Below are 14504 nucleotides of genomic sequence, written 5' to 3'. Positions count from 1 at the left end.
GTACCTGGTTTTCAGGTTACGGCGTCACCCGGGCGCCCCACCGTAACCTGAAAACCGTAAACTGTTATTTCATCTTTGTTCGCTTCACCAGATAGCTCGTCAGAATCTGGTCGAAACCTTTGGCGATGTCGGCTTCGATGAAGTCGATGCGGTATTGTCCGCAGCGGAGTTTCAGTTCGTGGTAAAAGTTCTTCACGGCCTGCTGGTAATTATCCCGCACCTGATTGGGCTGCACTTTCACTTTCTCGCCGGTTTCCAGGTCGATGAATTCGTACGGCCGCTCATCGAACGCAAATTCTTCCTCGGTTTTCTTGTCCGTTACGTGAAAGATCAGGACTTCGTGCAGGTTGTGGCGCAGGTGCTGCAGGGCCGAAAACAGGTGATCGACCTCCGACACATTCTCGAACATATCGCTAAAAATCACCACCAGCGAGCGTTTATTGATTTTTTCGGCCAGTTGGTGAATCACCTCGGCGGCCGAGGTTTTCCGGAGCGGAGCCGGTTGCTGAACCAATGTATTCAGCTGCTGGAAAATCTTATGAACGTGCGAGGGCGTCGATTTGGTCTGCGTCTGAATGTCAATTCCCTCGGCAAACGTGGTCAGACTGACGGCGTCTTTCTGGCGTTGCAGCAAATAGGCAATGCAGGCTGATGCCAGAATGCTGAAGGTGATTTTGCCGTACCCCGGTTCGGGATAATACATCGTCGACGAGGTGTCGAGCAGCAGGTGGCAGCGCAGGTTGGTTTCTTCTTCAAACCGCTTGACAAACAGGCGCTCGGTTTTGGCAAACACCTTCCAGTCGATGTAGCGGGTACTTTCGCCGGTATTGTAGAGCCGGTGTTCGGCAAACTCCACCGAAAAACCGTGAAACGGCGATTTGTGCAAACCGGTGATAAATCCTTCCACCATCTGCCGGGCCAGAAACTCGACATTGCCGTATTCGCGTACTTTCAGTAAATCTACTTGCGTTGCCATAGGGGTAAAAATAAATATCGCGGCCGGATCATCAAAGTGAATCGATTCGTAGATTGTTCAGCCGGGGCATTAAATTCTCGGTGTCTGAAATGCGTCCGGTGCAAACTACCAATGATGTCAGTGATCCAACCGCGATACGAAAACGTAGTCCGCGCTTAAATGTTGTCGATGGGGATGAGCTGCGGCTCCAACGGGCTGTTCAGCGGAAACAACTCGGCGATGGCCGGGCTGATTGCTTTCCGGTTTTGACCAACAACCCGGATTGCCACGTTGGCGATGCCCGTTTTAACCATACCGAGGGCTTTGGCCGCTCCGTAGGCCAGGTCGATGATGCGGCCTTTGCCGTGCGGACCCCGGTCGTTAATACGAACCACTACGGATTGATTGTTGGATAAATTGGTCACTTCGACCAGGGTGTTCATGGGTAGAGAAATGTGTGCCGCCGTCAGTTGGTCGTTCTGATAACGTTCTCCGCTGGTGGTTTTTTTCCCATGAAAGCGTTTTGAATAGAAAGAAGCCTTTCCTTTCTGTATGAGACTCGAATGAGCCTCCGTTGATTTCATGCCGCCAAAAAGCAGCATGATCGATACGATTATACTCATACAGTTTGAGGTTTGGTGGTAAATAAAAAAAGGTTGAGCGCCAGACACTTACGCCCCACCTTTGCCGAAAATGTATCCACTTCCTACTTACAAAGATAGCAGCAACTGCGTAAGAAGCAATTTGTTTTCTTACTTTATTCTAGTGTTCTCTAAAAACAGTCCAGTTTAGGCTGTACGCTAAGAAAATTAATTTAAGGCAATATTTTTGCTTGTTATACTAATCCGCTTATTTTAGCGTTTAAATCACCCAAACCACCATCGATTGTGGAAGAAAAAGAGAAAGAAAAAATCTTTTCCAAGCGCGTCAGAGCTGGAAAACGTACCTACTTCTTTGACGTCAAATCCACCCGCGCCAACGATTATTACCTGACTATTACGGAAAGCCGCCGACATCCGCAGGGCGATGGGTTTATTTACGAGAAGCACAAAATGTTTCTCTATAAGGAAGATTTTGATAAATTCTCTGATGCACTGCATGATACCATTCAATACATAAAATCGGATTTAATGCCGGATTTTGATTTCTCCCAGTACGCCGTCAAAGACGAACTGGAAGATGTGGGCGGCAGCGATCTGAAATGGGACTGATTCCCGAACCTTTCTCTACCCCTTAGCCTCTGCTGATCCGGAGGCTTTTTTGTTTTTCGCCCCCGAATATCCGAACTTTGCGGAGCATTTGTGATTGAGGGATTGAGCGATTGAGTGAACCGGTATAACCTGTCATCCCTCAATCACAAATCGCTCAATCCCTCCATCAAAATTAGAAATTCATGAGTCTTCAATGCGGTATTGTCGGTTTGCCCAATGTAGGGAAATCGACCCTGTTTAATGCCATTTCGAGCGGAAAAGCCGAAGCAGCCAATTACCCGTTCTGTACCATAGATCCCAACGTCGGCGTCGTGACGGTTCCGGATGAACGCCTGGATACGCTGGAAACCCTGGTGAAACCGCAAAAAGTGGTGCCGACGATCGTTGAGTTCGTCGATATCGCCGGTTTGGTCAAAGGAGCCAGTCAGGGCCAGGGCCTGGGCAATAAATTCCTGGCCAACATTCGGGAAGTCGATGCCATTGTGCACGTCGTTCGCTGTTTTGAGGACGATAACATCGTGCACGTCGAGGGCCGGGTTAACCCGATTTTTGACAAGGAAATCATTGATATTGAGCTTCAGCTGAAAGACCTGGAATCCATCGACCGGAAACTTCAGCGCACCGAAAAAGCCGCCCGCTCCAGCGGGGACGCCAAGGCGAAAGCCGAGCTGGAAACCCTCCTGCAATACAAAAAAGCGCTGGAATCGGGCCTGAATGCCCGGGCCGTCACTGTGACGCCCGAAGAACGCCAGGCCGCCGTGGGAGAACTCCAATTGCTGACGGTAAAACCGGTGATCTACGTGGCTAACGTCGATGAGAAATCACTGCCAAACGGCAATCAGTATTCCGACCAGCTAAAGGAAATGGCCAAAACCGAGGGCGCGGAAGTGGTGGTGGTTTGTGCCGCCATCGAGGCCCAGATTGCCGAAATGGAAGATCCCGACGAACGGCAGCTGTTTCTGGAAGAATACGGTTTACAGGAGTCGGGTCTGGACCTGCTCATCAAGGCGTCCTACCGGCTGCTCAATCTGATTACGTATTTTACGGCGGGGGTTAAGGAAGTCCGGGCCTGGACCATCCAGCGGGGCTGGAAAGCGCCCCAGGCCGCCGGGGTCATCCACTCCGATTTCGAAAAAGGCTTTATCCGGGCCGAAGTTATCAAACTGCCCGACTACGTCCAGTACAAAACCGAAGCAGCCATTAAGGAAGCCGGCAAAATGGGCGTTGAAGGCAAGGAATACATCGTCGCCGACGGCGATATCATGCACTTCCGGTTTAACGTGTAAACCTTTTGGAATGATGAATGATGAACGATGCTGCGTCACTCCATCCATCATTCATCATTCTTAATTCATCATTCAAAAAACCGGTCGTTTCGCAGTTTTTGCGAAACGACCGGTTTTTTTGCCTCATAAGTTATGCCCGCAATGTTTGCAGAAAACCGCATCGGCATCGTGCCCTTCCCGCCCGCACGACGGGCAAGACTGCGTAGAAACTTTTCTCAGCTTCTCGGCGGCCTGCGAAATTTCCACCGTGACAATACCGGTCGGCACCGCAATGACGCCGTAGCCAATTACCATAACGAGGGAGGCCAGAATTTTACCGGCGGGCGTTTGGGGTGAAAGGTCGCCGTAGCCGACGGTGGTCAGCGTAACGATGGCCCAGTAAATGCTGGTCGGGATGCTGTCAAAACCGTGTTCTTCGCCTTCGATGATGTACATGACGGAACCGATGATCACCACCAGCGATAAAACCGTCAGGATGAAAACGCTGATCTTGCGCCGGCTGGCCTGCAGGGCACTCACGATAATCGAGGCTTCCGACAGGTATTCGGACAGTTTCAGCACCCGGAAAACCCGGAGCAGCCGCAGGATTCGGATTGTAAAGAGGTATTGCGTCCCCGGTATCAGCAAACTCAGGTAAGTCGGCAAAATCGCCAGAATGTCAATTATTCCCAGGAAACTCGTTGCGTAGTGCAGCGGTCGCTTTACGCTGACCAGCCGGAGAATGTATTCGATCGTAAACAGGATCGTAAAAAACCACTCGATGTCGTTCAGCAGGTCGCCGTAAACGAGCCGGACTCTGCGCATGCTTTCCAGCATCACGACGGTGACACTGACCAGGATACTGCCGATGAGGGCAATGTCGAAGGCTTTGCCGGCGGGGGTATCCGACTCGAAAATAACCTCATGCAAACGGAGCCGCCAGGACGTACCGGGGGGCTTGGGAGTGGATTCGGACATGGGCGTTGTGCATCAGTAGGTTGCTCTTCCGCCCGAAATATCGTAAATAAAACCGGTGGAAAAACTATTTTCGGGCGAAACGATGAAGCTGGCCATTGCCGCTACCTCGTCGGGCTCGCCCAGGCGACCCATCGGAATCCTGGCGGTCATGTACGCCAGTTGCTCGGGGGCCGTATCGGCGTTCATGGCGGTTTTGATGACGGCCGGCGCCAGCCCGTTGATGGTAATTCCGGCGGTGGCGTATTCTTTGGCAATGGCTTTCACCAGCCCGATAACGCCCGCCTTGCTGACCGAGTAACCCACCATGCCCGGGTTCCCTTCTTTCCCGGCAATGGAAGCGATCAGCAGAATACGACCGTATTGCCGGTCGGCCATGTGCGAAACCGTGTATTTGGTCACCAGAAAACTGCCGAGGAGGTTCACCGCCAGCAGCTTTTCGAAATCGGCGGTTTCGTAGGCAGTGATGTTGGTACTGGTTGGCCCGACAATTCCCGCCGAATGCACCACCACGTCGATCTGCCCCAAATCGGCCACGGTTTGCTCAACGGCCTGTTTCACTTGCGCTTCCTGCGAAATATCGACGACATACGTCCGCACCGGAATCGCCAGCGCCGAAAATTCCTGCGCCGTTTGTTCCAGCAAAACCGCATTTCGGTCGAACAGCGCGAGTGACGCGCCCTCCGCCCCCAGGCGTTTGGCAATGGCCTTTCCCAAACCGTCGGCGCCCCCGGTAACGACCGCAACCTGCCCCTGAAACCGGGCCGGGAATAGTATCGTGTTCATATTACTTTACCAGCATATAATAGCATTAACGCTAAGGCTTATAAATGATGAATGGTGAATGTAAAAGTATTTCCAGCACTTTTACATTCATTATTCATCATTTTACATTTAACATTATCTTTCACCCCCGGCGCTCAATTTTTCCGACCAGAAAAATGTACGAACAGGCCCCCACCAGGCCCAGTGCACCAATGAACACCAGTGCCGGTTTAAAATCGCCGTCTTTCGCCAGATAACCGATCACGATCGGAACCACAATCGACGCCAGGTTTCCCATGAAATTGAAAACCCCACCAGTTAGGCCAATCAGGTGTTTGGGAGCCAATAAGGACACGAAAACCCAGGAAATCAGGGCCATGCCGGCGCCGAAAAAGGAAAATGACATAAAGAAAATCACCAGCGCCGTATCATTGGTGTAATTGGCGCCCACCAGACTGACCGAAAAAATCAACCCGATGATGATGGGCATTTTACGGGCCGCACTGACCGACCAGCCTTTTTTCACCAGGTTATCGGATAAAAAACCGGATAAGAGCACCCCAGCGCAGGCCGACAGAAAGGGGATCGAGGCCAAATAACCGGATTTGATGAAATCCAGCCCCCGGTATTTGACCAGGTAGGTGGGAAACCAGGTCAGGAAAAACCAGAGCGTGGCGTTGACGGCAAACTGTGCAATATAAACACCCCACAACGTCCGGCCACTGAACACCAGCTTGATGTTTTCCCAACGCCAGACGCTGGGTTGCATCGTGCCTTTTTTCTGCCCCCGGAACAAACCGCCCCCTCCTTCAATGTAATCGAGTTCGGCCTGGTTGACGCCCGAATGGTCGAGGGGATCGCGGTAGGAAAGGTACCAGATGACGCCCCAGACCAAACCGACCAAACCCGTAATGAGAAACAGCCCTTTCCAGCCCGCATACACCTGAATGGTGACCAAAACCGGGGTCAGAAACGCCAGGCCGATGAACTGGCCCGACACGTACATGGCCGTCGCGGCTGCCCGCTCGTTGTCCGGAAACCAACTGGTGACGATCCGGTTGTTAATCGGATAGGAAGGGGCTTCGAAGGCCCCCGTTGCCAGCCGAAGCGCGAACAGGCTGGCAAAACCCCGGGCAAAACCCTGAAACACGGTCGTCATTGACCAGGTGATGAGACAGAAGGCATACAGAACCCGGGGGCTATACCGGTCGGCAACCAGCCCCCCCGGAATCTGCAAAACCGCATACGTCCAGCCAAACGCCGAAAAGATGTAGCCCATCTGGACTGGCGACAGCTCCAGATCTTTGCTCAGGCTGGCCGCAGCGACGGACAGATTACTCCGGTCCAGGTAATTGATCACCACATTGATAAACACGAGCGCCAGCATGCCATAACGGACCCGGGATTTCTGCGCCCTGCCAATAACTTGTTCCATTTTTCGGGGTTTGGTTTAGGATGATACGGTATTCCGGAAACCGGTACACTATTTTGCCGTCCAGCCCCCGTCGACGGTGAGCAGGGAGCCAATCATGTAGGTGGCGGCATCGCTGGCAAGGAAAATGGCCGCGCCCTGAATCTCCCGGAGTTCGCCCCAGCGCCCCAGCGCCGTGGCCCCCACGACGAACTTTTTCCCTTCTTCGGTATCGGCAATCGGCACATTCATATCCGTCAGAAACGGACCGGGGCAAATGGCGTTGACGGTGATGTTATGAGGAGCCAGTTCCAACCCGAGCGCCCGGGTCATCTGCACAATCGCCCCTTTGCTCGACGTATAGGGGGTTCGGTTCGATAAGCCAACCACCCCGAGCGTGCTGGCCAGGTTGATGATGCTGCCCCGGCCCGCTTTTTTCATGTGGGGTGTAACGGCCCGGCAGCAAAGCCAGGTTCCGGTCACGTTTACCTGCATGACCTGGTTGAAGTCATGGAGCGTCAGTTCGTCGATGGGTCCGCGGATGTTGATACCGGCGCTGTTGATCAGAATGTCGATCCGGCCAAAGGCATCCAGAGCGGCTTTCGCCATCGTTTCGGCTTGTTCCTGATCGGTAATGTCGGCACTGAACGCCAGCGCCGTTACGCCGAAGTCGCGGCTTAGCGCTTCGGCGGCCTGGGCTCCTTCCTCGGCATTCCGGTTGACGATCAGCAGATTCGCCCCTGCCGATGCCAGTCCGGCTGCCATTGCCAACCCCAGCCCTTTCGACCCACCCGTCACAATGGCGGCTTTTCCACTCAAATCAAATTGCTTAATACCCGGTAGTATTTCCTTACTCATTATTGATTAGTTTACGGTATACGGTTTTCAGTATCCGGTTTTCGGTATTCGGTTAACGCCGGGCCGTCAGCACAAGAATGAACTGGCGGGCGCCAGCCACCGAAACGTCGGCCCGGCGAAAACCGTATACCGAAACCGCAACCCCTTCCTTATTTAAGTCCCAGTTTGTTATTGCTGTACGAAAGGCAGGAAATGATGTTTTTCTCCTCAGCCGCCAGCCGCTCTTCGGCCGGGAGCTGGGCAAATCTGGGCAATCCCGCTTTGTATTCGTGCTGGTTGACCATGCGCAGGGTGCGGTCCATATCCGACTTCGGAATTCCCTCAAACGTAGCCCAGTAATCCGCTTTCCGGCACGGTATTTCCAGCGGATCGCGCGTGATCATTTCGAGGTTGAAGGTCACGTTCGGATTGTGTTTTTTGCAGATTTCCACCATCTTCGGCAGGTCGAGAATGCCATTACCGAGCGGCACTTCGGACAGCAGAAAACCGTCCGGATACGGCTGCACGCCCATGTCTTTAACGTGGGTCGACAGGGTATACGGCGCCAGCGTTTCGACCAGTTTCATCGGGTCTTCCAGCAGGGCAATGTTGTTGCCAAAGTCCAGCGTTACGCCAATCCACTCGCTGCTGATCGGTTTCAGCAGGGCCACCAGTTCGTCGGCCCGCCAGTCCTTGTGGTTTTCGACCGCCAGTTTGACCCGGTGTTTGCGCAGAATGGGTTCGGCCAGTTGGAGCGAGGTCAGCGCGTTTTTTTTCAAAGTCTGCCACTCATCGCGGGAATGGTAGGTTTCATACCGCCGTCCGGTCGAACACACCGTCCGCAGAATAGTTGCCCCGGCTTCTTTCGCGTTGATCACTTCCTGTTCAAAAGCCGCCACCTGTCCGGCATTTTTGGGAATGCCAATCGAACCTTCGAGGTACAGGCCGGTTTTTTCCCGTTCCTCCCGGACTTTTTTGGCGAAGTCCGCCGACCAGTCTTTCACCACCGTCTGCACCCCGCCCGCGCCAATTTGTCGGCAGTGGTCGATGAGTTCGACCGCGTTCGTAAAAGCGGGGTAGGTTTTACTGTCGGTTTTTGAATTCCAGCGGCTGGCGTACGAGTGCACCACCACGCCCATCGGTACTTCCTTCAAAAAACCGGGTAGTTTGGGCAACGAAAAGGCCATGGCACCGACGGCCGCCCGTTGAATAAAGTCTCGTCTGTCCATGCGGATTCGATTTAGGAATGGTTTGAATTGGGATCGACAACCAACGGTTTTATTTTCCGTCGGTTGCTTTGGCTTCCACCATATACGTATTCAACTCTTTGGCCGTCCACGGCACCACCCGCCCCTGCGACGTGACGCGCGTCATCGCGACGGTCCGCTTCCCGATTGGTCCGGCATTGTTTCCCCATTCATTCCGGATGTACATCAATATGGCGGTTATCGCGTTGTCGTCCATCGTAGAATGCGAAGGCATAACCGGCAGGATATCCGGCACATCATACACTTTTTTGGCCACTTCCACCGGGCCTTCCATGCCGTGCAGCAGAATCAGCGCCAGGCGTTTTTCGTCGCCCAGCACCCAGTCCGAAGCGATGAGCGGTGGCCCAAACCGGTTCAAACCGGCGCCGTCGGTGCCGTGGCAACCCGAACAGGTGCTCAGATAGAGTTGCCGGCCCGACGCAAACAATTTCTGTTCCTCGTCGCTCAACAGGTTTTTTTTGCCCGAATTCGCTTTCGCAGCCGCGTGGCCGGGCCATTCGAACAGGGCGGCCAGGTTGGCCAGCCGCGCCGGCTCGATTGTCGTATTGGCCCCCGCCAGCAGTTTGGGCGCGGCCGGGAGTTTGACCGGTTTTTTCGTGGTGCTTCCCTGAATCGACAGGCTGGTCAGAACGGCTTTTTCCTGCCAGCCCAGCGTTGGCTGCTCCAGCCGCGTCAGCAACGCCGTGAGTTCCGCCGGGTTCCGTTTCCGGACCACCGAGGTGGTCAGCATTTCCAGAAAAATTTCCTTCGACGGCTCGTGCGTTTGCCAGTGCGGGGCTTTGGTCAGGGTCTGTAAAAACGCAAACTCCTGATTCTGAAGACTACTGAGAGCCGCATCCCGGATCAGGGCCGTACTGCCGTAGCGGTTTACAATCCCGGCCAGCAGGGGATGCGAAACCCGGGGGTCCAGCGTCCCGGCGGTGAACGTCATCTGTAGAATCTGTTCGATCGGCGCTTTTTCCCACCCATTCAGCAGGTGCTGTTCCAGTTTGGTCCGCACGGTTTTATCGGTTTTAGCGATTGGTTCCAGCAGCCGCAGGGCCGTGGTGTTAACGAGGGCATCCGAATCGTCCAGTAAATTAAAAAGAAGGTCGGCGCTGCTTAGTTTCAGGCCGTCCAGCGTCCACAGCGCGTGAAACCGTGCCAGCGGGTTTTCGCCTTTCCGGGCCAGTTCCGTCAGCGGCTGCCGGACGGTTTTGTCGTTTCGTTCCACCAGCAAGCGCTGCGCCATATCGCGGTGCCAGCCGTCCGGATTCGATAATTCCCGGATCAGCTCAGCGGACGACGCCTTCGACAGTTTGGCCGGTTTTGCGGGTTGCCAGTTTTGGGGCACAATCCGCCAGATTCGCCCCCGGTTGATGGGCAGCACCAGGTGCCGGTTCAGCGTTTGTTCCCGCAAATACGGCGTTACGTATGCTTTGTGCTGGATCAGGCCCCGGTACATGTCGGCGACGTAGAGCGCACCGTCGGGGCCGGTCGCCTGGTGAACCGGCCGAAACCGCTCGTCGGTCGATGCCAGAAATTCCCGGCCGGGATGCGGATCTTTTGCACTCAGCAAAATACCGTTCTCCTCCACCTGGTTGCGTTTGATCAGATTTCCGGACGGTTCGCAGACGAACACGTTGCCGTAGTAGTCTTTGGGAAAAGCGGTTCCCCGGTAAAAAAGGGGCGAACAGGCCGCCGTAAATTCCTGCAAACGGCCTTCTTTGTCCAGCGTTCCGGGAATGTAACCCCGGTTGACGGCCGGGTTGGGCCGGATCGGATACACGCGCCGGTCGATGGTCAACCCGTGGTCGATGCCCGTGGTGGGGGTGTGATTCTTGTTCCGGGACAGGTAGTTGGGCGGCACCAGATCGGCGTGGAGCTGCGACCAGTTGTAGTTGTAGTAGAGCCGCCCCTCGTCGTCGTGGCTGATGCCCCACTGCCCCCGGAATTCGGTGCTGTCGCGCTCCCATTTGCCGTTGTTCAGTCGGTACCGAAGCCGGGATTTGGCGTTGTAATACCAGTTGTCCATGCTGCGCCAGAGGCCGTTTCCGGAGTGCTCGGGCAAGCCGCTTCCGGCGTATGTTGGATCGATCAGGCTTTTCGAATCGGCTTTCAGGTCGCCGTTGAGGTCTTTGGTCATCCAGAGCTTGCTGTTTTCGACCACCAGTGCGCCCCCCGGCACCAGCGCCAGCGAACGGGGCAGCACCAGACTATCCAGGTAGATGGTACTGGCGTCCATCTGTCCGTCGCCGTTGGTGTCTTCCAGCACCGAAATCCGGCCCACCGGTTTGTCTTCGCCGGCTCCGTCGATGTTGGGCATAAACCCCCGCATCTCGACCACCCACAACCGGCCGTCTTCATCAAAGGTGATCACCACCGGGTCTTCGACCATCGGTTCTGACGCGACAAGCTGCACCTTGAAACCCGGTTCGACCTGGAACGTCGCCAGTTCTTCGGCGGGCGTCCGGGCCGGCGACGGGCCCTCTTCCTGCATCTTCACAAAACTCAACAAGCCGCAAAGGCCGGCCCCAACCAGAAAGCTATAGTAGACGCGCTTGCGCATGAGACACAATTTGTCATTATTACATAATAAAGAAATTTTAGTAAAATACTACTCATTCGAAGCAAATAAACCGCAGTTGCTTCCGTCGGAAACCGGTGAAACCTGCCAGGTGTTTAAGACCTGACCGGTTTTGAAAAGTGTACTCCTCAAAGCCGGATAATCTTTTTCCGAAGAACGTGCAGGGCCGCCACCGTAAACGCGCCCAGCGGCACCGTTGCCATAATCCGGAGGTCTTCGGCAAACGTGGTGTCTTCGTCCAGAAACCGGAAAATCTGTTCGGGGGGATTGTGTTGGTACAGGCGGGTAAAAATATCATCGGCCGGATGGCGCCGGTATTGCAGCACGTTCAGCAGAACGCTGTCCAGATACTGCTTAAAATTATGCCGGAGCCACGGTTTTCGCCGTTTTGGTTTCCCATTGGCGACCAGGTTCTGCACGATCTCATACAAATACCGCTGGGTTCGCTGGAAGGTGTAGCCGGTCGACGGTTTGGTGTAGCCGCCCGCCGTCCCGATCCGGACGACGTGCTTGCCGGGCCGTTCGCTGGTCGGTTCGTCCGACATGGGGATGATGCCAAACTCGGTTTCCTGAATCGTGTAGGTTCCCGTATCCAAAAACCGGTCAATGTAATTGCTCAGCGCCTTTTCGTACTGGTCGTCCGGCAGCACCTGGTCGTTGAAAATGGTGTATTCCACCAGGGCCGTCCGTTCGTTGAAGGGCAGAATATACAAAAACCGGCAATCGCCGTGCTGCTCGACCCGAAAATCCATCATGCAGGGGCGGTTGACGTCAAAACACGGTTTTTCGGTCGTGATGGTCCAGCCCTTAAAATGCTGCAACAGGTTGTGGTTTTCGGGTTTGTTCAGCTTCAGCGTGTGGGTCGAATCAAAGACGTAGCTGGCGATGTAAGGTTCGTCGTCGGCAATTACAAAACCACCCTGGGGCGTGTCTTTTACCCGGTTGATGGTGGCCTGCCGAAATTCAATGGACGGGAAGCCGGCGAGGTGATCCTTGACAAATTCATAAAAATCAATGCCCCGCAGCATTTTATACTGATACGAACCGATATCGAGCAAGCCGTTAAAGGTGGTTCCGAAAAACGCGACGGTTTCCCATTTTCGGTAGACAATCGGCTCGAATGCCCCGGCCTGCTGCTCCCAGAAACACCAGGTCCGGTCGTTTCGGTCTTTATTTTCTTTGTCGAGAATCAGAATGGAACGGTCACGCAGCGGTGACAGGCTCAAGTAATACGCCAGACTCAAACCGGCCATTCCCCCTCCCGCGATGATGAAGTCGTACTTTTTCATTCCAGACAAGAAAAGGAAAAAGCAGGAAAGGAGCAAAAAAAGGAGAAAGGGATGAGAGCAGGACGGAGGAAAGGAATCCAACGGTCCTCTCCCTTCCTGCTCTCATCCCCTCTCCTGCTTTCTTCTGCTAGCTATACATTCACATGGCGCTCGGCGTGGTACGAGGAACGCACCAGCGGGCCGGACTCAACGTATTTCAAACCGCGTTTCAGGCCTTCTTCGCGGTACATCGCAAATTTTTCCGGGTGAATCCACTCAATCACCTCGTGGTGCATTTTGGTCGGTTGCAGATACTGCCCCAGCGTCAGAATGTCCAGACCGTTTTTGACCAGATCATCCATGGCCTGCAGCACTTCGTCGGCGGTTTCGCCCAGCCCGAGCATGATGCCCGATTTAGTCCGTTGCCCGAAGTCTTTCGTCCGGCGAATCTGCTCCAGACTGCGTTCGTAGCGGGCCTGCGGGCGCACCCGGCGGTATAGCCGCTCGACGGTTTCCATGTTGTGCGAAACCACTTCCTGTCCGGCTTCGATCATGCGGGTCAGGGCGTCCCAATTGCCTTTCGTATCCGGAATCAGCGTTTCAATGGTGGTCGTCGGCGATACGTCTTTCACCGCTTTCACGGTCTGGTACCAGATTTCGGCGCCCCGGTCTTTCAGTTCGTCCCGGTTGACGGACGTAATGACGGCGTGTTTGACCTTCATCAGCAGAATGGCTTCGGCCACCCGCCGGGGTTCATCGGTATCGTACTCGTTTGGGCGCCCCGTCGCCACCGCACAAAACGTGCAGCTTCGCGTACAGACGTTGCCCAGAATCATGAACGTGGCCGTGCCAGCGCCCCAGCATTCGCCCATATTCGGGCAGTTTCCGCTTTCGCAGATGGTATGCAGTTTATAGGTATCAACCAGTTTACGGACTTTAGCGTATTCCGGGCCAATGGGCAGTTTTACCCGCAGCCAGTCGGGACGTTTTTTCCGTTGTTGTTCAGAGGGAATTACGGGAAGTTCAATCATAGCAAACCTCAATCCTGTTTTTTACACAATGGATTTTCGAGCCGTAAAGTTCGGAAAAAAGAAGGAGAAAAGCAGGGAAAGAGGGAGAGGATCCAGGAAGCGAGGAGAAAAGGAAAACGGCTGCGCTTTTGTCCCTTCCCCCTTTCCTCCTTTTTCTTCCCTACCGCTTGTTACCGAAAAACAAGGTTACAAAACCGGAGGTGTAAACGCTGCGGTTATTGGCGTCGTTCATGATTACGACTTCTTTGGGAAAGGCTTCGGCCAGAAAACCGATTTCCAGGCCTGTCATGTTGTTGCGGAAGGCGCTCAGTTCGAACGCAACAGCCGCTTTGAAATTAAGGCCAACGGTCAGTTTGGATTTGTCGAAACCCTGAAAGAAGCTGCCGGAACCGACAATCAGTTCGGGCTGCAAAGTCGGCTCGAAGGGCCGGGTTTCGACCTGTCCGGGCCGGACCGAATACTGCACGTAATAGGGTTTGATGACGCCAATGGACGGCCCAACGGCCAGAATTCCGTTGATGGCAACTCCCTCGTCGGCCGTCCGTGTGAAGAGCGAAATCTCCCGGCCATACTGGGGCCGAACCACGAACAGATAATTCTGCTTGTTGTAAACGTACCGGGCTCCCGAATAGGGGGTTTGCGACTGCACCTCTTTGGGGTGCTTCACGTTAACGATTTCCAGGGCCAGATACCGAAACTGCCGTTTGCCCTGAAAGAGCGTGGGCAATAGTTTGGAGTGCCGAAAAACAAAACCGCCCAAGATTCCGGAGTTGGTATTGGTCGTGACGCCGTACGTGGTGACAGTCGTATACTTATCCTCATCGGTGTCGGTGCTCTGAGCCCGCACACTGCTCACCGTCAGCAGCAGGCCCATGATGGTAACTATCGGTAAAACTCGTGACACGGTCGTAGTAGAAACTTTTTGTAAGGATAAAAATAACAGTTTACTTTG

General features: G+C 54.3%; 13 protein-coding genes. 2 read left to right on the top strand and 11 right to left on the bottom strand.

The features are described from left to right. Positions 1-64: 64 nt before the first annotated feature. Both ACYVHX_RS26990 and ACYVHX_RS26985 read right to left on the bottom strand, forming a co-directional pair. Positions 65-976 carry a DUF58 domain-containing protein gene (locus ACYVHX_RS26990; protein ID WP_460674824.1) on the bottom strand — a complete coding sequence of 304 codons (912 nt, stop codon included), beginning with the start codon at positions 974-976 and terminating at the stop codon, positions 65-67. 155 nt (positions 977-1131) lie between these two features. Continuing rightward, a complete protein-coding gene (locus tag ACYVHX_RS26985; protein WP_460674823.1) occupies positions 1132-1578 on the bottom strand; it encodes a septal ring lytic transglycosylase RlpA family protein in 447 nt (148 codons plus the stop codon). Between the two features lie 264 nt (positions 1579-1842). Here ACYVHX_RS26985 and ACYVHX_RS26980 point away from each other — a divergent pair, with 264 nt between their 5' ends. Together ACYVHX_RS26980 and ychF are read left to right on the top strand one after the other, a co-directional pair. Further along, the gene (locus ACYVHX_RS26980) at positions 1843-2166 is read left to right on the top strand and encodes a DUF3276 family protein (RefSeq protein ID WP_460674822.1); all 324 of its coding nucleotides are present in this window, start codon (positions 1843-1845) and stop codon (positions 2164-2166) included. 182 nt (positions 2167-2348) lie between these two features. After that, on the top strand, positions 2349-3452 hold the full coding sequence (gene ychF, locus ACYVHX_RS26975; RefSeq protein ID WP_460674821.1) for a redox-regulated ATPase YchF: 1104 nt from the start codon (positions 2349-2351) through the stop codon (positions 3450-3452). Between the two features lie 123 nt (positions 3453-3575). Here the strand turns inward: ychF and ACYVHX_RS26970 are convergent, their stop codons facing one another. The 9 genes from ACYVHX_RS26970 to ACYVHX_RS26930 form a co-directional block, all read right to left on the bottom strand. After that, the gene (locus ACYVHX_RS26970; RefSeq protein WP_460674820.1) at positions 3576-4409 is read right to left on the bottom strand and encodes an ion transporter; all 834 of its coding nucleotides are present in this window, start codon (positions 4407-4409) and stop codon (positions 3576-3578) included. Between the two features lie 12 nt (positions 4410-4421). Beyond that, the gene (locus ACYVHX_RS26965; RefSeq protein ID WP_460674819.1) at positions 4422-5192 is read right to left on the bottom strand and encodes an SDR family NAD(P)-dependent oxidoreductase; all 771 of its coding nucleotides are present in this window, start codon (positions 5190-5192) and stop codon (positions 4422-4424) included. Between the two features lie 121 nt (positions 5193-5313). Further along, positions 5314-6606, bottom strand: a complete 1293-nt coding sequence (locus ACYVHX_RS26960; protein WP_460674818.1) for an MFS transporter — start codon at positions 6604-6606, stop codon at positions 5314-5316. Between the two features lie 48 nt (positions 6607-6654). Next, complete coding sequence (locus ACYVHX_RS26955; protein ID WP_460674817.1) at positions 6655-7440, bottom strand: SDR family NAD(P)-dependent oxidoreductase; 786 nt, start codon at positions 7438-7440, stop codon at positions 6655-6657. A gap of 149 nt (positions 7441-7589) precedes the next feature. Next, positions 7590-8648 (bottom strand): sugar phosphate isomerase/epimerase family protein, encoded by a 1059-nt coding sequence (locus tag ACYVHX_RS26950; RefSeq protein WP_460674816.1) that lies wholly within the window; start codon positions 8646-8648, stop codon positions 7590-7592. A gap of 49 nt (positions 8649-8697) precedes the next feature. Next, positions 8698-11235, bottom strand: coding sequence for a DUF7133 domain-containing protein (locus ACYVHX_RS26945; protein ID WP_460674815.1), 2538 nt, complete (start codon positions 11233-11235; stop codon positions 8698-8700). Positions 11236-11381: 146 nt separating this feature from the next. Further along, positions 11382-12542, bottom strand: coding sequence for a lycopene cyclase family protein (locus ACYVHX_RS26940; RefSeq protein WP_460674814.1), 1161 nt, complete (start codon positions 12540-12542; stop codon positions 11382-11384). A gap of 131 nt (positions 12543-12673) precedes the next feature. Further along, on the bottom strand, positions 12674-13552 hold the full coding sequence (gene lipA / locus ACYVHX_RS26935) for a lipoyl synthase (protein ID WP_460674813.1): 879 nt from the start codon (positions 13550-13552) through the stop codon (positions 12674-12676). Positions 13553-13712: 160 nt separating this feature from the next. Next, the gene (locus tag ACYVHX_RS26930) at positions 13713-14456 is read right to left on the bottom strand and encodes a hypothetical protein (protein ID WP_460674812.1); all 744 of its coding nucleotides are present in this window, start codon (positions 14454-14456) and stop codon (positions 13713-13715) included. Between the last annotated feature and the right edge of the window lie 48 nt (positions 14457-14504).

The sequence above is a fragment of the Larkinella ripae genome (genome assembly GCF_054780775.1).
This window is presented reverse-complemented; position numbering and strand designations above follow the sequence as displayed.

Excerpts from the sequence above, each read along its gene's own strand:
- lipA (WP_460674813.1), bottom strand. The coding sequence starts at position 13,552 with ATGATTGAACTTCCCGTAATTCCCTCTGAACAACAACGGAAAAAACGT.
- ACYVHX_RS26970 (WP_460674820.1), bottom strand. The coding sequence starts at position 4,409 with ATGTCCGAATCCACTCCCAAGCCCCCCGGTACGTCCTGGCGGCTCCGT.
- ACYVHX_RS26955 (WP_460674817.1), bottom strand. The coding sequence starts at position 7,440 with ATGAGTAAGGAAATACTACCGGGTATTAAGCAATTTGATTTGAGTGGA.
- ACYVHX_RS26985 (WP_460674823.1), bottom strand. The coding sequence starts at position 1,578 with ATGAGTATAATCGTATCGATCATGCTGCTTTTTGGCGGCATGAAATCA.
- ACYVHX_RS26965 (WP_460674819.1), bottom strand. The coding sequence starts at position 5,192 with ATGAACACGATACTATTCCCGGCCCGGTTTCAGGGGCAGGTTGCGGTC.
- ACYVHX_RS26950 (WP_460674816.1), bottom strand. The coding sequence starts at position 8,648 with ATGGACAGACGAGACTTTATTCAACGGGCGGCCGTCGGTGCCATGGCC.
- ACYVHX_RS26945 (WP_460674815.1), bottom strand. The coding sequence starts at position 11,235 with ATGCGCAAGCGCGTCTACTATAGCTTTCTGGTTGGGGCCGGCCTTTGC.
- ychF (WP_460674821.1), top strand. The coding sequence starts at position 2,349 with ATGAGTCTTCAATGCGGTATTGTCGGTTTGCCCAATGTAGGGAAATCG.
- ACYVHX_RS26960 (WP_460674818.1), bottom strand. The coding sequence starts at position 6,606 with ATGGAACAAGTTATTGGCAGGGCGCAGAAATCCCGGGTCCGTTATGGC.
- ACYVHX_RS26990 (WP_460674824.1), bottom strand. The coding sequence starts at position 976 with ATGGCAACGCAAGTAGATTTACTGAAAGTACGCGAATACGGCAATGTC.
- ACYVHX_RS26940 (WP_460674814.1), bottom strand. The coding sequence starts at position 12,542 with ATGAAAAAGTACGACTTCATCATCGCGGGAGGGGGAATGGCCGGTTTG.